The sequence below is a fragment of the Microbacterium marinilacus genome (assembly GCF_019753765.1).
In the GTDB taxonomy this organism is placed as follows: domain Bacteria; phylum Actinomycetota; class Actinomycetes; order Actinomycetales; family Microbacteriaceae; genus Microbacterium; species Microbacterium marinilacus.
Genome location: NZ_JAIJZW010000004.1, coordinates 203317 through 221375, shown reverse-complemented (window position 1 = coordinate 221375; position 18059 = coordinate 203317). Strand labels below are relative to the sequence as shown.

The 18059-nt window shown below is 70.5% G+C and carries 18 protein-coding genes, 1 tRNA gene and 1 pseudogene; 3 read left to right on the top strand and 17 right to left on the bottom strand.

Features of this window, described 5'->3' with window-relative positions; translation table 11 throughout:
* The first annotated feature begins 80 nt into the window (after positions 1-80).
* A complete protein-coding gene (locus K5S26_RS19160; RefSeq protein WP_221857604.1) occupies positions 81-848 on the top strand; it encodes an SRPBCC family protein in 768 nt (255 codons plus the stop codon).
* 60 nt (positions 849-908) lie between these two features.
* Here the strand turns inward: K5S26_RS19160 and K5S26_RS08800 are convergent, their stop codons facing one another.
* Positions 909-1313 carry a hypothetical protein gene (locus tag K5S26_RS08800; RefSeq protein ID WP_221857603.1) on the bottom strand — a complete coding sequence of 135 codons (405 nt, stop codon included), beginning with the start codon at positions 1311-1313 and terminating at the stop codon, positions 909-911.
* 147 nt (positions 1314-1460) lie between these two features.
* Here K5S26_RS08800 and K5S26_RS08795 point away from each other — a divergent pair, with 147 nt between their 5' ends.
* A complete protein-coding gene (locus K5S26_RS08795) occupies positions 1461-1655 on the top strand; it encodes a glycine zipper domain-containing protein (RefSeq protein ID WP_221857602.1) in 195 nt (64 codons plus the stop codon).
* An 83-nt stretch (positions 1656-1738) separates the two neighbouring features.
* On the opposite strand, the gene K5S26_RS08790 is transcribed toward K5S26_RS08795, so the two are convergent.
* The 10 genes from K5S26_RS08790 to recO form a co-directional block, all read right to left on the bottom strand.
* Positions 1739-2104, bottom strand: coding sequence for a bleomycin resistance protein (locus K5S26_RS08790; RefSeq protein WP_221857601.1), 366 nt, complete (start codon positions 2102-2104; stop codon positions 1739-1741).
* A 56-nt stretch (positions 2105-2160) separates the two neighbouring features.
* Complete coding sequence (locus K5S26_RS08785) at positions 2161-2730, bottom strand: matrixin family metalloprotease (RefSeq protein ID WP_221857600.1); 570 nt, start codon at positions 2728-2730, stop codon at positions 2161-2163.
* Positions 2731-3059: 329 nt separating this feature from the next.
* Positions 3060-3132 (bottom strand) — tRNA-Asn (locus tag K5S26_RS08780).
* A 56-nt stretch (positions 3133-3188) separates the two neighbouring features.
* On the bottom strand, positions 3189-3968 hold the full coding sequence (locus K5S26_RS08775) for an ATP-binding cassette domain-containing protein (RefSeq protein WP_221857599.1): 780 nt from the start codon (positions 3966-3968) through the stop codon (positions 3189-3191).
* Positions 3969-4043: 75 nt separating this feature from the next.
* Positions 4044-5942 carry a DNA primase gene (dnaG, locus tag K5S26_RS08770; protein WP_221857598.1) on the bottom strand — a complete coding sequence of 633 codons (1899 nt, stop codon included), beginning with the start codon at positions 5940-5942 and terminating at the stop codon, positions 4044-4046.
* A complete protein-coding gene (locus tag K5S26_RS08765) occupies positions 5942-7324 on the bottom strand; it encodes a deoxyguanosinetriphosphate triphosphohydrolase (protein ID WP_221857597.1) in 1383 nt (460 codons plus the stop codon). Before K5S26_RS08765 ends, dnaG begins: the two co-directional genes overlap by 1 nt.
* Positions 7314-8492 carry a tRNA dihydrouridine synthase DusB gene (dusB, locus tag K5S26_RS08760; protein WP_308122854.1) on the bottom strand — a complete coding sequence of 393 codons (1179 nt, stop codon included), beginning with the start codon at positions 8490-8492 and terminating at the stop codon, positions 7314-7316. The genes K5S26_RS08765 and dusB overlap by 11 nt, the downstream gene beginning before the upstream one ends.
* Positions 8493-8594: 102 nt before the next feature.
* A complete protein-coding gene (locus K5S26_RS08755; protein WP_221857595.1) occupies positions 8595-9275 on the bottom strand; it encodes a DsbA family oxidoreductase in 681 nt (226 codons plus the stop codon).
* A 59-nt stretch (positions 9276-9334) separates the two neighbouring features.
* Positions 9335-10150 carry an isoprenyl transferase gene (locus tag K5S26_RS08750; RefSeq protein WP_221857594.1) on the bottom strand — a complete coding sequence of 272 codons (816 nt, stop codon included), beginning with the start codon at positions 10148-10150 and terminating at the stop codon, positions 9335-9337.
* Complete coding sequence (recO, locus tag K5S26_RS08745; RefSeq protein ID WP_221857593.1) at positions 10147-10875, bottom strand: DNA repair protein RecO; 729 nt, start codon at positions 10873-10875, stop codon at positions 10147-10149. Before recO ends, K5S26_RS08750 begins: the two co-directional genes overlap by 4 nt.
* A gap of 102 nt (positions 10876-10977) precedes the next feature.
* On the opposite strand from recO, the pseudogene K5S26_RS08740 reads away from it, so the two are divergent.
* Positions 10978-11661, top strand: a pseudogene (locus K5S26_RS08740) (trimeric intracellular cation channel family protein); the annotation flags it as partial.
* Between the two features lie 246 nt (positions 11662-11907).
* On the opposite strand, the gene leuA reads toward K5S26_RS08740, so the two are convergent.
* The 6 genes from leuA to K5S26_RS08710 form a co-directional block, all read right to left on the bottom strand.
* Complete coding sequence (gene leuA / locus K5S26_RS08735; RefSeq protein ID WP_221857591.1) at positions 11908-13668, bottom strand: 2-isopropylmalate synthase; 1761 nt, start codon at positions 13666-13668, stop codon at positions 11908-11910.
* 216 nt (positions 13669-13884) lie between these two features.
* On the bottom strand, positions 13885-14784 hold the full coding sequence (era, locus tag K5S26_RS08730; protein WP_221857590.1) for a GTPase Era: 900 nt from the start codon (positions 14782-14784) through the stop codon (positions 13885-13887).
* Complete coding sequence (locus tag K5S26_RS08725; RefSeq protein ID WP_221857589.1) at positions 14777-16150, bottom strand: hemolysin family protein; 1374 nt, start codon at positions 16148-16150, stop codon at positions 14777-14779. The genes era and K5S26_RS08725 overlap by 8 nt, the downstream gene beginning before the upstream one ends.
* Positions 16147-16614 (bottom strand): rRNA maturation RNase YbeY, encoded by a 468-nt coding sequence (gene ybeY / locus K5S26_RS08720; RefSeq protein ID WP_221857756.1) that lies wholly within the window; start codon positions 16612-16614, stop codon positions 16147-16149. Before ybeY ends, K5S26_RS08725 begins: the two co-directional genes overlap by 4 nt.
* Positions 16608-17642 (bottom strand): PhoH family protein, encoded by a 1035-nt coding sequence (locus K5S26_RS08715; RefSeq protein WP_221857757.1) that lies wholly within the window; start codon positions 17640-17642, stop codon positions 16608-16610. Before K5S26_RS08715 ends, ybeY begins: the two co-directional genes overlap by 7 nt.
* 64 nt (positions 17643-17706) lie before the next feature.
* Positions 17707-18054, bottom strand: coding sequence for an HIT domain-containing protein (locus K5S26_RS08710; protein ID WP_221857588.1), 348 nt, complete (start codon positions 18052-18054; stop codon positions 17707-17709).
* Positions 18055-18059 lie beyond the last annotated feature (5 nt).

The window sequence follows — 18059 nt, the reverse complement described above, 5'->3', positions numbered from 1 at the left end:
ACAACGCCCGCGCTGCGGGACTATCCGGGATGACCCCGAGGCGGCGGCGCCCGTCCGGTGCTCTCCCCTAGAGTGAGCCCGTGGCGGCGCGATCAGAGGACGGACTGCGACGGCTCGTCGAGGCCTTCTTCCGCGCGGAGAACGCTCGCGACTGGCGCACGTACGCGCGCCTTCTGCATCCCCACGTCGAGTGGACGCTCGTCGACGGGGCCTCCGAGCGCGTCGTCGTCGGGCGCGGCGACTACCTCTCGGCCATCCGGGCCGCCTACTCGGACGTCGCCACCGCCTTCCGCTGCGTCGACATGACGATCGACGTCGAACGGGCTCGCGTCGCGACATCTCTCGTCGACGACGCCGGCCGGCGGTCTCTCGACGTCTTCGAGTTCGACGGCGAGCTGATCCGCCGAGAGTGGGAGGTCCTCCTCGGCACCGAGCCATCCGCGATGAGCGGCTCGCTCACGGTCACCGGACTCGCCATCGCCGACAGCGACAGCGCGTGGCGCGCGCTCACCGCCGAACGCGGAGCGTGGTGGCCGGAGCTCGTCTTCGAGCCCGTCGTCGGCGCGCCGCTCACGGAGACCTGGACGCAAGACGGAAGCGCGCGCACCGCAACGGGGACCGTCCTGGCCGCCGAGACGTCGCAGCGCCTCGCCTTCGAATGGCACGACGGCGCCGTCGGCGCGCCGCGCACCGTCACCATCCGTCTCGCGCAGACCGGACCTGTGACCCGGATCGACATCACCGAGACGGGGTTCCCCGACACCGCCACAGGCCGACGGCTACGGGAGGAGCACCGGGACGGTTGGCGCCACCACCTCGCGAACCTCTGCAGGGCCGCCTCCGCCTGAAGCCGATGTCCCGAGGCATCGAGACGCCCGCGACGGACTGATGCGTCGCGGCGCGCGCGATCACGCCATGCAGGTGCCGATGTAGTGATCCGCCAGCCGCTCCCCCGCCTCGCGCGCCCCGGCGTCCGCGGACGAGAGCACCTCGTTCGCGGCGCCTGCCTCGTCGGAGTCGAGGAGATCGCGGGCCTCTTCGAGATGCGCCTGCCAGGCGTCGAAGTCGGACCGGAGGTCTTCGGGCACGTCGTCGCCCACCTCGTCCAGCAGCGCGAGACGCGTGTCCACCTCGGCCGACGTCGTCATGCCGGGGATGACCGGCGTGAACACGGTCGCCGACGTGGCGCTGTTCTCCGTCAACGTGTCGCAGTACGCCGAGCCGGCGCCCGAGCACCCCGCGACGAGCGTCATCGCACCGATGACCGTGACCGTGGCGGCGACTCGTCTCGCGGTTCGGCGTGCCCAGCTCATGTCTCGTCTCCTCCATCGTCCGGCGTCCTCCAGGTCGACGGGGACGCGCCAGCACGCAGGCTACCAGCCGTCACGGCCCGCTCCACGGCGGCAGATCTCCGCCGTGCGACGGAAGCGGCCCGACATTCGGACTCGTACGTTGGGGGCATGGCCGATGAGCAGAAGCCGCAGAAGGACGACAGGCGACCCCAGAGAGGCCTCGCGATCGGCATCTCGCTCGGCATCGCCTTCGGGCTGGTCTTCGGCTGGCTCGTCTTCGACAACCCCGCCCTCGGGCTCGGCTTCGGCATCGCCCTGGGCGTCGCCTTCGGCGTCGCGGTGGACAGCCGCCGCCAGAGCTAGCCTGCGTCGGAGACGGGTCGGCGATTCGCGAGGAGGCCGCGGCCGTGCCTCATCCGCTCCGTCAGGCCGGCGCCGAGACCGCGTTAGGCGGCGTTCTCGATCAGGTTGAGCTGCGTGCCGTCCGGGTCGACGAGGAATCCGGCTCGTTGCCCCCAGGGCTGCGCCTGCGCGGGGTGCAGCCGCGGACGCCCGGCGGTCTTCTCGACGACGCCCGCCTGCGTGATCTGCCGGTACAGCTCGTCGAGGTCGTCGACTCGGACGCTGCACATGAAGGAGCTCTCCTCGGGCACGAGATCGGGGAAGAGGAAGAACTCCAGCCGAAGCTCGCCGCGGCGGAGGATCAGCCAGCCCTCGTCTCGATGCGTCTGCTCGAAACCGAACCCCTCGTAGAACGCTCTCGTGTCGTCGAAGTCACGAGACGGGAGATTCGGAACCGCGTGATCGGTCATGGCCGAAGCCTAACGACCCGGTCCGATTCTCGGACGTGCGCTCGCACACGTCTCGCTCAGCCCTTGCCGTATCGGGCCTTCAAGATCGCCAGATCGCGTGCGTGGGGCTTCGTCGCCACGCCGTCGTAGGTCGTGACGTTCATGCACGACGAGCGATCCTCGTAGTGGGCGACGCCGAAGGCGTGTCCCAGCTCGTGGCAGATGATCGGCTGGCGGGTGCGAGGGTTGTTCTTCCAGAACTCCTCGACGTCCACGACGATCCTGCTGCCGCTGATCACCGTGTTCGGGTAGTCGCCCTTCACGGTGTTGTTCGTCGTCGCGAGAGTGCCGGTCTCGAGGCTGCCGCTCTTGATGGTCACCGTCCGCCCCTGGTAGGCCGACCCGCACTGCGCGCGATTCTTCGTCACGATCCTGAACGCGCTCCCGCTCTGCCAGTCGGTCGCGGCCTTCTTGACGTAGGTGTCCCACGTCTTGTCCAGCCAGTTCTCGACGCACACGGTCGACTTCGACCAGACGAGGTTGCGGGGGGCCTTCTCCTGCCCGGGAGCGGCGTGAGCCGCCTGCGCCGGGAGGAGCAGCGCGAGAGCGACGATGATGGTCGCCAGGCGCGCGAGTGTCTTCTTCATGGGGATCTGTTCTGTGGCGGTGAAGGACGCGAGCACCGCGATCGCGGCTGTCCTCCCTCCATTCGGCACGGACGGGGAAACGGATGGGCGGAGACGACGACCCGGCTCGGTCGCGAGGGAGACCGCCTCCGCGTCTGTGCCATGCTCGGGGCATGACACCTCCGGATCGCGGGCACTCTCGCCCCCGCAGCGCCGTCATCGGCCTGATCTTCTTCGTGATCGGCACGCCGCTCGCCGTCTGGCTGCTCTTCGTGTTGCTCTGACGCCGGTGCAACCGATCGCGGAAAGGGGAAGAGGCCCCCGACCTTGCGGTCGAGGGCCTCTCGTCGCTCCCCGGCTTGGACTCGAACCAAGAACCTGCCGGTTAACAGCCGGCTGCTCTGCCAATTGAGCTACCGAGGATCACTCCTCTACCCCTGCGGGGCAACCCCACAATTCTAGCAAACGCCGAGGTGTGCTCACGACACGGGTGCGCGCCCTGGCGTGTCGGCCGACCACGCCACCAGACCGCCCGGATTCTGGGCCACGACATGCCCGCCGCGCAGCGTGAGCTCGGCGGCGCCGAGCTCGCGGACGAGCGAGCCGTCGTTCGTGGCGACCAGGGCCGCCATGCCCCATTCCTGCCGGCGGCGGACGATCGCATCGAACACGACGTGCCGCACCTCGAGGTCGATGTTCGCGAGCGGCTCGTCGGCGACCAGGATGCGCGGGTCGAGCACGAGCGCCCGCGCGAACGCGACGCGCTGGCGCATGCCCGCGCTGAGCTCGAAGGGGAACTTGTCGGCGGCGCCCAGCGGAAGGTGCATCTCGTCGAGAAGGGCCGCCACCCGGACCGAGACCGCACGCGTGTTGGCTCGGCGCGTGCGGGAGGTGATCGGCTCCGCGATCGTCTCCCCTACGCTCAGCCGCGCCGGGAGGCTCGCGCCCGCACCCTGCGGCAGATAGCCCACGCGGTACGTCAGCACACGACGGTCGCGCCCACGACGGAGCACCGAGATGCCCGACACGCGCGCGTCCCCGCCCGCGACCGTCAAGGTGTCGTCACCACGTCCGGCGAGCACGCCGAGCAGGCTGGACTTGCCGGCCCCGGTCGCACCCGACACGCACAGCGTGCCGGCCGACGGCAAGGTGAACGTCACGCCGTCGACCGCACGGGTCTCCGGGCCATGCCCCCAGCGGCTCACGCTGAGGTCGTCGCACACGACGGCGTTCACGGGATCATCGGGGACGCGGAACATGCTTCCCATCCTGCCTCCCGCGGAGCACACGTGCCGACAGCGCGTCCCGCCGGGCGGGTCGCACCGGGCACGCGATCACTCCACGTCGATCAGCGCGCGCCGTTCGATGTCGATGTCGCGCAACCGCACCCGCAGCGCACGCCCCTCCTCGGATGACGGCGCGGTCCTCTGCACGGCGCTGAGCAGCTCGGTCTTCGACTGATCGAGCGAACGCAGCACCAGGCGTCGACAGATGTCGTTCACCGATGCGACGGCGTGCTCGTCGTCTCGCGCGGGGAAGTCGCGCGCGAGCAGCTCTCCGGCGAGCTGCCGATAGGGCTCGCGCACCGCCTCGATCGCCGCCATGGCCCATCCCGGTCGCGTCCGGTCGGCGGCAGCCGCGACGCTCGCGCGCACGGCCTCCAGCGCCTGCGTGCGGAACGGGATGGCGATCGCCCGCGCCAGCAGACCGGGCTCGATTCGGTGGCCGTAGAGCAGCACGCCGGTGAGGGCGTCCCGCTCCATCGCTACATCGGTCGTCCGCGGCAGCGAAGCGAGCGTGACCCGCTGAAGGGGCGCGTCGGACGTCGGCTGCTCCGAGCCGGGCATCGGACGCGGCCCGGCCGTCGCCGACGAGCGCGAGCCGCCGCCCTGCGAGGAGGACGACGAGGCGCGGCGTGCGGCCTGCTCGACCTCACCGCGCACGTCCCGCGGCTCCATGCCGAGCTTGCGGGCGAGCACGCGCTCGTACCCGGCCCGCACCATCCGGTCACGGATCGCCGCCACGACGGGCGCCGCGGAGCGGAGGGCACCGATGCGGCCCTCGACGCTGGCGAGGTCGAACCCGCCGATGCGACGGTCGATCACGAACTCGAACATCGGCTGCTTGTGGTCGAGCAGCCCCCGCACGGCGGCATCACCGCGCTGCAGTCGAAGATCGCAGGGGTCGAGCCCATCCGGCGCCACGGCGACGTACGTCTGCGCGTTGAACCGACCGTCCTCCGCGAACGCGCGGATCGCGGCCTTCTGCCCCGCCTCATCGCCGTCGAACGTGAACACGACCTCGCCCGACGCCGAGTCGTCGCCCATGATGCGGCGCAGCACCGTGACATGCTCCGAGCCGAAGGCGGTGCCGCACGTCGCGATCGCCGTCGTCACCCCTGCCAGGTGGCACGCCATCACGTCCGTGTATCCCTCCACCACGACCACGCGCTTCGGGTCGCCACGGGAGATGTCGCGCTTGGCGAGATCCAGGCCGTACAGCACCTGGGCCTTCTTGTAGATCGGCGTCTCCGGGGTGTTCAGGTACTTGGGCCCCTGATCGTCGTCGTAGAGGCGGCGCGCGCCGAACCCGACAGTCTGGCCGGTGACGTCGCGGATCGGCCAGACCAGCCGACCGCGGAAGCGGTCGTACACGCCACCGCGCTGATTCGTCGACACCAGCCCCGCCGTCGTGAGCTCCTCTCGGGAGAAGCCCTGGGCGGTGAGCGCCTTCAGCAGGTTGTCCCAGCCCTGCGGCGCGTAGCCGACCCCGAAGTGCGCCGCGGCGCCGGCGTCGAAGCCGCGCTCGCCGAGGAACCGCCGCCCGGTCTCGGCCTCGGCCGACATGAGCTGGCCGCGGAAGAACTCGGCCGCGGCCGTGTTCGCCGCGAACAGGCGCGAGCGCCCGCTGGTCTCGGGCGCCGGGCCGCCGTCCTCGTAGTGCAACGCGTAGCCGATGCGTCCCGCGAGCCGCTCCACGGCCTCGGTGAACGTCACGTGGTCCATCTCGCGCAGGAACGTGTACACGTCGCCCGACTCGCCGCAGCCGAAGCAGTGGTAGTACCCCACCTGGGGCCGCACGTGGAAGCTCGGGCTCTTCTCGTCGTGGAACGGGCAGAGGCCCTTCAACGACCCGACGCCGGCGGACCGCAGCGCGACGCGCTCGCCGATCACGTCGGCGATGTTCGTGCGGGCCTTGACCTCCTCGACATCGGCCTGCCGGATGCGCGGCATCAGGACACCCCGGCGTCCACCGCGCGCGATCCGGCACCGGCCCGGGCGCGAGCGCCCGGGTGGGCGTGCCGCGGCGTCCAGATGCCCACCTCGGCCGGATCGATCTCGCCGACCAGGCGGTTGTGCCAGTCGACCGCGGTCTGATCCGTCAGGCTCGCGACCTGGTCCACCACGACCCGCGCCCTCTCCGCGTCGGTCGTGGAGGCGCGGAAGTCGGCGGCGAACGCCGGCTCGAGCACGTCCGGGCCGGCCGACCACAGCGTGTCCGTCGACCAGAGCGCGTCGGCCAGGCGCTTGAGCACGCGTCGCTGCTCCTTGTACACGCCCTTGCGTGCGTCGATGGTGACGATGGCCGATCCCATGACGCCCTTCAGCACCGCGATCTCGACCTCGATGACGCGGGGCACGACCACGTGGGCGTTGTATCGCGCCAGGGACGGGCCGGCGTACGCCTCGCGCGTCGCCGACACGGCCGCGCGCGCGAACCGGCCGATCAGGTCGCTCGTGAGGTTCTTCAGCCGCGCCAGATCGCGACGCGATCGATCGAACGACTTCAGCCACATCGGCTGCCGTGTGAGGCGGTACAGACCGTCGGCGAGCTCCTCGCGCGAGTAGTCGTAGCCGACCCACTGCTGGATCTTCCCGATCAGCGGGTGGTGCTCCACGGGGTCGGACAGGCGCGCCAGGTCGACGTAGCCGTTGACCACCGCATCCTCGAAGTCGTGCACGGAGTACGCGATGTCGTCCGAGAGGTCCATGACCTCCGCCTCGATGCATCGCAGGCGCCCGGGGGCGTCCTGGCGCATCCAGTGGAAGACGGCCTCGTCCTCGGGGTACACGCCGAACTTGAGCCGCCCACCCGGATCGGGCAGCGGGTTGTCGACCGTCCAAGGGTACTTGCACGTCGCGTCGAGGCTCGCCCGGGTCAGGTTGAGCCCGACCGAGTGGTCGCGCTCGTCGAGCACCTTCGCCTCGAGCCGTGTCAGGATGCGCAGCGACTGCGCGTTGCCCTCGAACCCGCCGATGTGCTCGGCCCACTCGTTCAGCGCTCGCTCGCCGTTGTGACCGAACGGCGGATGCCCCAGGTCGTGGCTCAGGCACGCCGTGTCCACGACGTCGGCGGACAGCCCGAGGGCGATCGCGAGCTCGCGCCCGACCTGGGCGACCTCGAGCGAATGCGTGAGCCGGTTGCGGGCGAAGTCGGCCGTGCTCGCCGGGCTCAGCACCTGGGTCTTGGCCGCCAGCCGCCGCAGACCCGCCGAGTGCAGCACCCGGGCACGGTCCCGGGCGAAGTCGTCGCGCTCCGAGCGGTGCCGTTCGGCGACGAAACGCTCTCCGTCCAGCTCGCCGTAGCCCGCCGGACGGACCGCCTCAGCCGCCACTGGTGTCCAGCTCCGCTCCCTGCAGGACGCCGCTCGCGTCCTCACCGATGTCGCGCGAGTCGAGCCAGCCCTGCGGCAGCACCGGCCGCTTGGGGGAACCCGCTCGCCCGCGCTGCCCCTCTGCCGCCTCACCCGGATAGGGGGCGCCGTGGTCGAGCTGATCGAGCAGGTCGTCGATCTCCGCGAGGCTCGAGGCGGTGGCGAGGCTCGCGCGCAGGTCGCCTCCGACCGGATATCCCTTGAAGTACCAGGCGACGTGCTTGCGGATGTCGCGGCAGCCGCGGTCCTCGTCCTCGAAGAACTCGGCCAGCAGCTCCGCGTGGCGGCGGAAGGCCTGCGCGACGAAGCCGAGGTTCGCGTCGACCTGCGGCGCCTCCGCTCCGAAGGCCGAGGCCAGCTCGCCGAAGAGCCATGGGCGCCCCAGGCATCCGCGTCCGACCACGACGCCGTCGCAGCCCGTCTCCTCCATCATCCGCACGGCGTCGGCGGCGCTCCAGATGTCGCCGTTGCCGAGCACGGGGATGCCCGTCACGGTCTGCTTGAGCTTGGCGATCGCCGACCAGTCGGCCGTTCCGGAGTAGAACTCCGCAGCGGTGCGGGCGTGGAGCGCGACGGCGGCCGCCCCTGCGTCCTCGGCGATCCGCCCCGCGTCCAGGTACGTCAGATGGTCGGCGTCGATGCCCTTGCGCATCTTCACCGTGACCGGCACGGGCCCCGCCGCCTTGACCGCCCCCTCGACGATCTCGCGGAACAGGCCGAGCTTCCACGGCAACGCCGAGCCGCCGCCCTTGCGGGTGACCTTCGGCACGGGACAGCCGAAGTTCAGATCGATGTGGTCGGCCCGGTCCTCCTCGGCGATGATGCGCGCCGCCTCGGCGGTGACGACCGGATCGACGCCGTAGAGCTGGATCGACCGGGGCGTCTCCGACTCGTGGTGCCGGATCAGACGCATCGTGGCCTCGTTGCGCTCGACGAGCGCGCGGGTCGTGATCATCTCGCTCACGTACAGTCCGGCGCCGTACTCCCGGCACAGCCGGCGGAAGGCCGTGTTCGTGATCCCCGCCATCGGGGCGAGCACGACCGGCACGTCGAGGTCGATCGAGCCGATGCGCAGCGAGCGCCCCGGTTCCGTCGCGTGACGGGCGGGAGGAGCGAGGACGGGGGTCACGGAACCATTCTCCCAGACTCCGGGCTGTGCAGCCGAGCGGTGTGGAGGCGTGCGCTTGCGGCCCGCCGACGGCGCGGACGCCCGCGCATCAGCGGCCACGCGTCAGGAGTCGGCGCGGTGCTCGGCCCAGACCTGGCGGGCGACCTGCGTGAACGCCTCGGGCGGCTGCGCGCCGCTCACACCGTACTTGCCGTCGATGACGAAGAAGGGCACCCCGCTGATGCCGAAGGCGCGAGCCTGCGCCTGGTCCTGCCGCACGTCCGGCAGGTAGTGGTCGTTGTCGAGCACGTCTCGGGCGGCGCTCGCATCCAGCCCGACCTCCTCGGCGAGCTCCACGAGGTCGTCGATGCGGCCCACGTGGCGTCCCTCCACGAAGTAGGCGGACATGAGCCGCTCGGTCATCTCGACCTGCTTGCCGTGCTCCTTGGCGAAGTGCGTCAGCTCGTGCGCCTTCACGGTGTTCGTGTGCTGCTGCAGATCGAACCGGTAGTGCAGCCCTGCCTGCTGCTCGGCGATCTGCGCGACGCGATCGTTCATCTCCTGAGCCTGATCGGGTGAGATCCCCTTGTGCTGAGCCAGGAAGTCGGCGCTCGACCCGTCGAAGTCGATCGGCGTGTCGGGCGAGAGCTCGAACGAGTGGTACGTGATCTCCACTTGAGGCGCGTCCTCGTCGGCGGCCACGGCGGCGAGGCCGTTCTCGAGGTTGCGCTTGCCGATGTAGCACCACGGGCAAGCGATGTCGCTCCAGACATCGATCCGGATCGGGGCAGGGCTGTTCGTCACATCGCTCACACGGGGTGCAACTCGGCGGACCCGCGAGGTATTCCCCGCCGTTCATGCGTCTAGGCGGGGCCGGCGCCCTCCTGCGGAGTGTCGACCGCGCCGCCGAAGCGGCGTTCGCGGCCCAGGTACAGATCGATGGCGTGCCACAGATCCGCACGACTGAAGTCGGGCCAGAGCGTGTCGAGGAACACCATCTCGGCGTAGGCGGCCTGCCAGAGGAGGAAGTTCGACGTGCGTTGCTCGCCGCTGGATCGCACGAACAGGTCGACGTCCGGCATGTCGGGCACGTAGAAGTGACGGCGCAGCGCCTTCTCCGTCACCCCCGACGGCTTCAGCCGCCCCGCCGCGACCTCCTCCGCCAGCGCCCGCGCCGCGTCGACGACCTCGTTGCGGCCCCCGTAGTTGATGCACATCGTCAGCGTCAGCACATCGTTGCCTGCCGTCAGCTGCTCGGCGAAGCGCAGCTCCTTGATCACCGACCCCCACAGCCGCGGCGTCCGTCCCGCCCAGCGGATCCGCACGCCCCACTCGTTCAGCTGGTCGCGTCGCCGGTGCAGGACATCGCGGTTGTAGCCCATGAGGAAGCGCACCTCGTCGGGCGAACGGCGCCAGTTCTCCGTCGAGAACGCGTAGACCGACAGGTGCTTCACACCGGCCTGGATGGCCCCCGCGACGACGTCCAGCAGCACCTCCTCGCCCGCCTTGTGCCCCTCGATGCGCGACAGCCCGCGACGGTTCGCCCAGCGCCCGTTCCCGTCCATCACGATGGCCACGTGGCCCGGGGCATCGCGACCGTAGTCGGGCGCCTGCAGGCCGGTCCAGTCGATCGGGCGATACGGCACCGCGTCGCGATGCGTGTAGGGCTTGGGCGTCATCGGGATCCTCGCGTCTGCGAGAGCGCGCGAAGGCCGCGCTCCATCGTGAACTGTACGTACGCCGACACCAGGCCGGACGCCTGGGTGGCGTCGCGCTCCACGGCCGCGTCGACGGCCTCCCAGTCCCCCGCGAGCAGCGCGCGCAGCAGCCCGAGCACCGTCGCGCTCACGCGCGGTGTCCCCGGCGGGGCGCACGCGGCGCACACTGTGCCGCCCAGCTGGGCGAGGAACATGTCGTGCGGCCCCGGACGACCGCACCGCGCGCAGTCCTCGAGCGCCGGCGCCCATCCCGCCAGCGACAGGGAGCGCAGCAGATAGGAGTCGAGGGTGGGGCGGGGCGAGTGCTCGCCGCGCGAGAGGGAGCGCAGCGCGCCGACGAGGAGGAAGTACTGGTTCGGCGCCGGCTCGTCGTGCGTCAGGCGATCGGCCGACTCCACCATGGCGCTGGCCGCCGTGTAGCGCTCGTAGTCGGCGGCGATCTCGGCGCCGTAGGAGCCCAGCGACTCGGCCTGCTGGACGATGTCGAGCGAACGCCCCTCGTACAGCTGCACGTCCGCCACCATGAAGGGCTCGAGACGCGCGCCGAACTTCGACGAGGTGCGTCGCACGCCCTTCGCGACCGCGCGCACCTTCCCGTGCTCACGGCTCAGCATGGTGACGATGCGGTCCGCCTCGCCCAGCTTGTGCGTGCGCAGCACGACCGCTTCGTCTCGATAGGTGGGCACGCCTCCATTCTGCCGCGGTCGACCGACAAACGGCCGTGTCCCGCCCGGCACGCCGCTCCGGCTCGCCCGGGATGCGCAGGACCGGATGTCACGATAGGGGACGTGACCGAGCCCGCGTTCGTGCTGCCCCTCTGGGCGGACCTGACAGCCGTCGCCCTCGGCGGCGTGCAAGGCGCGGTGTTCGCCTCCGGCTTCCAGGGCCAGCGGCGGCTCGACCTGCTCGGCGTCGCGCTGATCGGCATCATCGTCGGCATGGGCGGCGGCCTCATCCGCGACGTTCTGCTGGGCGTGACGCCTGCCACCCTGCAGTCGAACTGGTACATCCTCACCGCCGTCGCCGCGTCGCTCACCGGCATGCTCCTGGCCGGCGTCTTCCAGCGCCTCAACAAGCTGATCGTCGCGCTCGACGCCGTGCTGATCGGCCTGTTCGGGGCGTTCGGCACCAGCAAGGCGCTGGCGCTGGGGCTGCCGCTGATCCCGGCGATCTTCGTCGGCGCCATCGCCGCGGTGGGCGGCGGCATCGCCCGCGACATCGCGATGGGACTGCCCATCGCCATCATGCACGTCGGCTCGCTCTACGCGGTCGCGGCGGCCGCGGGCTGCACCGCGCTCGGCATCTCGTACCAGCTGGGCCTCGAGATCGTGCCCGCCGCCGTGCTGGGCGTCTCGGTCACGACCGTGATCCGACTGCTCGCCGTGGTCTTCGACCTCAGCCTCCCCGAGCAGCGCCGCATCTACCGCCGTCGGGTCGCGCTCGAGACGTCGGCCATCCCGGTGATCTCTCCGGCGGTTCTCGCGCAGGCGCAGGCCGACGCCGAGCAGGCGCAGGCAGCGGCGTCGCAGGCCGCCGAAGCGGTGGAGCAGGCGCAGGCGGCCGCCGATCAGGCGGCAGACGTCATCGAGCAGGTGACGGAGGCCGTCGAACAGGCACAGGCGGCGGCCGACCTCGCGACCGAGGCGATCGACACGATCACCTGGGACGCGCAAGCGGGCGAGGCCGACGACGGCCCCGCCCGCTGAACGCGACGGCGATCAGACCGCCGCGCCGACCAGCTCGGGGGTGCGCGCGCGGATCGCGCGGTTGACGCCCGAGACGATGGCCTTCAGCGACGCCGTCGAGATGTCGCCGTCGATGCCGATCCCCCACAGCCGCTGGCCGTCGACCTGCAGCTCGACGTAGGCGGCCGCCTCGGCGTCGCCCGAGGCGCTCAGCGTGTGCTCGACGTAGTCGTACAGCGTGACGTCCACGCCCTGCTCCTGCAGCACCTGGAGGAACGCCGCGATGGGTCCGTTGCCGTGCCCCGACAGGTCGACCTGCTGGTCGCCGTCGCGCAACGCGACCTCGAGGGCGACATCGCCGTCCAGGCTGCTGCGCGTGCTCGTGCCGAGCAGCTCGAAACGGCCCCACCGGTCGTCGTCGTGCGAGGCGGGCAGGTACTCGTCCTGGAAGATCGCCCAGATCTGGCTGCTCGTGACCTCGCCGCCCTCGGCGTCCGTCTTGGCCTGCACCACTCCCGAGAACTCGATCTGCAGCTTGCGAGGCAGGTCGAGCGAGTGGTCCGTCTTCAGCAGGTAGGCGACCCCGCCCTTGCCCGACTGCGAGTTGACCCGGATGACCGCCTCGTACGAACGGCCCAGGTCCTTCGGGTCGATCGGCAGGTACGGCACTCCCCACTCGATGTCGTCGACCGTGACGCCCCGCGCCTCGGCCTTCGCGGCCATGGCCTCGAAGCCCTTCTTGATGGCGTCCTGGTGCGAGCCGCTGAACGCCGTGAACACGAGGTCGCCCGCCCAGGGGCTCCGCTCCGGGACCGGCAGCTGGTTGCAGTACTCGACCGTGCGCTTCACCTGGTCGATGTCGCTGAAGTCGATCTGCGGGTCGATCCCCTGCGTGAACAGGTTCACGCCCAGCGCGACCAGATCGACGTTTCCGGTGCGCTCCCCGTTGCCGAACAGACATCCCTCGATGCGGTCGGCGCCCGCCATGTAGCCGAGCTCCGCCGCCGCGACGGCGGTGCCGCGATCGTTGTGGGGGTGCAGCGAGATGATGACGTTCTCGCGGTGGTTCAGGTTGCGGCCCATCCACTCGATCGAGTCGGCGTAGACGTTGGGCGTGGCCATCTCGACCGTGGCGGGCAGGTTGATGATCACCTTGCGCTCGGGCGTCGGCTCGAGCACGTCGAGCACCTGGTTGCAGACGTCCACCGCGAACTCCAGCTCGGTGCCGGTGTAGCTCTCGGGCGAGTACTCGTAGAAGACATCGGTCTCGGGCACCGTCTGCTCGTACGTGCGGCACAGACGCGCGCCCTCGAGCGCGATGTCGACGATGCCCTGCCGGTCGGTCCGGAACACGACCTCCCGCTGCAGCGCGCTGGTCGAGTTGTACAGGTGCACGATCGCCTGCTTGGCGCCGCGGATCGACTCGTAGGTGCGCGCGATGAGGTGCTCGCGGGCCTGCGTCAGCACCTGGATGGTGACGTCGTCCGGGATCAGTCCCTCTTCGATCAGCTGACGGACGAAGTCGAAGTCGGTCTGGCTGGCCGACGGGAAGCCGACCTCGATCTCCTTGTAGCCCATCTTCACGAGCAGGTCGAACATGACCCGCTTGCGCTCGGGGCTCATCGGGTCGATGAGCGCCTGGTTGCCGTCGCGCAGATCGACCGCGCACCACCGGGGCGCCTTCTCGATCCGCTTCGCGGGCCACGTGCGGTCGGGCAGATCGACGCGGATCTGCTCGTGGAACGGCCGATACTTGTGGATCGGCATGCCGCTGGGCTTCTGGGTGTTCTCCATGATGTCGCTCTCTCGCTTCGTCGTTGTGTGTCGGGCCACGACGATCTCCGCGACGAGGAGGCCCTACTGCGAGGTCTCGTCGCGGCGGCTAAGGAGAAGGAGCCCACCGAGGCGCATACCGTCAGGGTAGCACGCACATTGCGCGATGTCGGCGGGGCTCAGCACCTCCAGGTTGCGCAGGATGCTCAGTCGAGCATCGCCTCGCGCCCGGGTGTGTCAGAACCCGAGACGTCCGAGCTGCTTGGGGTCGCGCTGCCACTCCTTCGCGACGCGCACGTGCAGCTTCAGGAACACCTTGGTGCCGAGGAGCGGCTCGATCTGCCCCCGGGCGCGGGCGCCGACCTCGCGCAGCCGCGACCCCTTGTGCCCGATGATGATGGCCTTCTGGCTGTCGCGCTCGACGACGACGCTGGCGAAGACGTCCGTCAGGTCGTCGTGCCCCTCGCGAGCGGCGATCTCGTCGACCGTCACGGCGATCGAGTGCGGCAGCTCGTCGCGCACGCCCTCGAGGGCGGCCTCGCGGATGATCTCCGCGACGCGGTCCTCGGTGCTCTCATCGGTGACCACGCCCTCCTCGTAGAGCGCCGGCCCCTCGGGCATCAACCCGAGCAGCTCGTCGCTCAGCACCTCGAGCTGGTCACCGGTCAGAGACGACAGCGGTATGACGGCCGCCCAGTCCTCGCGCAGCGCGTTGACCTCGATCAGGCGCTCCATCACCTGGTCGGAGGAGGCGGCGTCGGTCTTCGTCACGATCGCCACCTTCTTGGCCCTCGGATAGCCGTCGAGCGACTCCGCGATGCGGCGGTCGCCGGGGCCCACCTTCTCGGGCGCGGGCGCGCAGAACGCGATCACGTCGACGTCGCCCAGCACCTGCTCGACCAGGTCGTTCAGACGCTGTCCGAGAAGGGTGCGGGGCTTGTGGATGCCCGGGGTGTCGACCACCACGAGCTGGCCGGCCGGCCGGTTGAGGATGCCGCGGATCGCGCGACGCGTGGTCTGCGGCTTCTCGCTCGTGATGGCGACCTTCTCGCCGACGAGCGCGTTCATCAGGGTCGACTTGCCGACGTTGGGGCGGCCCACGAACGTGACGAAGCCGGATCGGGACGCCTCAGTCATCTTGCTTCTCTCTTCTGCTGATCTCGACCTCGCCGGTGCGCGGGTGGAACTCCGCGAACGCCTCCTCGACCGCCTTGAGCGCCTCGCCGCGCTCGACGAACACGGTGGCGATGCCGCGCCCGCGCCCGCGAGAGGTGCCGCCGGTCAACAGCACGCCCGAGACCTCGGCGACATCGCCCGGCTGCGGCACCCGGCCGAGCGTCTTGCCGAGCAGACCGCCCACCGAGTCGACGTCGTCGTCCTCGAGCTCGATGCCGAACAGATCGCCGACCTCGTCGAGCGGCAGCCGCGCACTGACGCGGTAGCGTCCGTCGGCGAGCTCGACGATCTCCCGCGACGGGGCGTCGTACTCGTCGGAGATCTCGCCGACCAGCTCCTCGATCAGATCCTCGAGCGTGACGAGACCGGCGATCCCGCCGTACTCGTCGACCACGAGACACACGTGCACGGCGTCGCGCTTCATCTGCTGCAGCAGGGTCTCGGCGCGCATCTGCTCGGGCACGAAGACCGCGGGGCGGGCGATCGCGCGGATGCCCGCGTCGCGCCAGCCGACCCGTTCCGCGCCGGTGACCGTGTCGCGGAATCCGAACTGCACGACGTCCTTGAGGTACAGCACCCCGACGATGTCGTCGACCTCGCCGTTCACGACGGGCATGCGCGAGATGCCGCGATCGAGGAAGAGCTGCATCGCCTCCCGCATGCTCGCGTCGGCGTCGACCGTCACCATCTCGGTGCGCGGCACCATGACCGCGCGCACCACCTGGTCGGTGAAGTCGAACACCGAATGGATGAGCTCTCGGTCGTCGTTCTCGATGAGGGCGTACGAGGCGGCCTCGTCGACGATGCTGAGCAGCTGCTCCTCCGACTCGAAGCTGCGTCGCCCCGCACCGGGCGTGACGCGGTTGCCGACGCTGGCCAGGCCGTGCGCCACGAGCCCGAACGCGACGCGGACGCCCCGCACGAGCGGCGCCGTGAGCGGCAGGAGCGTCGCGGCGTACCGTCTGCCATACGACGCGGGGCTCGAGGCCACCGCCACGTAGTCGACGACCGCCATCAGCACCGCCGCGACGAGGATAGCCCACCACACGCTGTCGAGAAGCAGCGAGAAGGCCGCGGTGACGAGGACCGCGGCGGTCATCTCCGCCAGCACGCGGACGAACACCACCACGCCGCCGTGACGGTCGGGGTCCGCCGCGATCCGGGCGAGAGCGCGCGAGTTGCGCCCCTCGGTGGCGAGGTCGACGAGGTCGCCGCGCGACGTCACGGACAGCGCCGCGTCGACAGCCGACATCAGGCCGGCGAAGAGGACGAGCAGAAGCGCCCCGCCCAGCAGGAGGAGGGGCGCGACGAGCGAGGTCTCGGTCATGCCGGTCGTCGACGCTCCGAGGCGGCGAACGCGGCGATGAGCTCGCGCTGCAGGCCGAACATCTCACGCTCATCGTCCGGCTCGGCGTGGTCGTAGCCGAGCAGGTGCAGAAGCCCGTGGGTCGTGAGCAGGATGAGCTCGTCCATCGTGGAGTGGCCGGCGGTCTCCGCCTGCGACTCGGCGACCTGCGGGCACAGCACGATGTCGCCGAGCAGTCCGGGCGGCGTCGGCTGGTCCTCCGTGCCGGGACGCAGCTCGTCCATCGGGAAGCTCAGGACGTCGGTCGGTCCCGGCTCGTCCATCCACTGGAGGTGGAGCTGCTCCATCGCACCCTCGTCCACCAGGACGATCGCGACCTCCGCGTCGGGCGACACGTGCAGGGCCGCCAGGTTCTCCTGGGTCAGCCGCAGCAGCACCGACTCGTCGATCTCGACGGCGGACTCGTTGTTGATGTCGATCACGATCGTCCTCGTTTGGGCATGCGGTCACGCGGACCGCTGGGTCGGGTGGCCGCTGAGCCGCGGCGCTCGGCGCGATTGGCCAGCTCGGAGGCCTCGTCGCGCTCGTGACGGGCTGCCATGCGGCGCTCGTCGTACTCGCTGTACGCGTCGACGATGCGCCCGACCAGCGAGTGGCGCACGACGTCGTCGCTCGTGAGGCGCGAGAAGTGGATGTCGTCGACCCGGTCGAGCACTCGCATCACGAGCCGCAGCCCCGACGCGCCCTGCGGCAGGTCGACCTGCGTGATGTCGCCCGTGACCACCATCCGCGTGCCGAAGCCGAGGCGCGTCAGGAACATCTTCATCTGCTCGGGAGTGGTGTTCTGGGCCTCGTCGAGCACGACGAAGGAGTTGTTCAGGGTGCGTCCGCGCATGTACGCGAGCGGCGCGACCTCGATGGTGCCCGTCGCCATCAGCTTGGGCACCAGCTCGGGGTCCATCATCTCGTTGAGCGCGTCGTACAGCGGGCGCAGGTAGGGGTCGATCTTGTCGGTGAGCGTGCCCGGCAGGAACCCGAGCCGCTCTCCTGCCTCCACCGCCGGGCGCGTGAGGATGATGCGGTCGACCTCGCGGCGCTGCAGCGCCTGCACGGCCTTCGCCATCGCGAGGTACGTCTTGCCCGTTCCGGCCGGACCGATGCCGAACACGATCGTGTTCTCGTCGATCGCGTCGACGTACTCCTTCTGGCCGACGGTCTTCGGCCGGATCGTCTTGCCACGACTGGACAGGATCGCCTCGCCCATCACCTCGCTCGGGCGCGGACCGGACTCGTCGCGCAGCATGCGGGCCGAGCTCTGCACGTCGGCGGGGCCGAGCGCATGGCCCGCCCTGGTCATCTCCAGCAGCTCATCGACGAGGACGCGCGCCGCACGGACGGCATCCGGCGCGCCCCGCAGGGTGATCTCGTTGCCCCGCACGTGGACGTCGACGCCCGGATGCGCCTTCTCGACCATCCTCAGCAGGCGGTCCTGCGGGCCGAGCAGCTGCACCATCGCGACGCCGTCAGCGGTCACCGTGTCGGTCACGGCGTCGCCGCCGAGCTCGGGGCGGCGATCGTCACTCACCGACGAGGCTCTTCTCTCCCAGGCCGCCCGCGAGCACGTGAGCGTGTACGTGGAACACCGTCTGACCGGCTCCCGCGCCGGAGTTGAACAGCAGGCGGTAGTCGCCGTCCGCGTGCTCGGCCGCGAGATCCTTCGCCACCTGCACCACCTCGGCCAGCAGCGACGGGTCTCCGGCGGCGAGCTCCGCGACGTCGCGGTACGGGGTCTTCGGGATCACGAGCAGGTGCACGGGCGCCTGCGGCGCGATGTCCTTGATGGCGAAGACGCGCTCGGTCTCGGCCACGATCTCGCCGGGGATGTCGCCCTGCAGGATGCGCGTGAAGATCGAGGGTTCAGTCATATGTC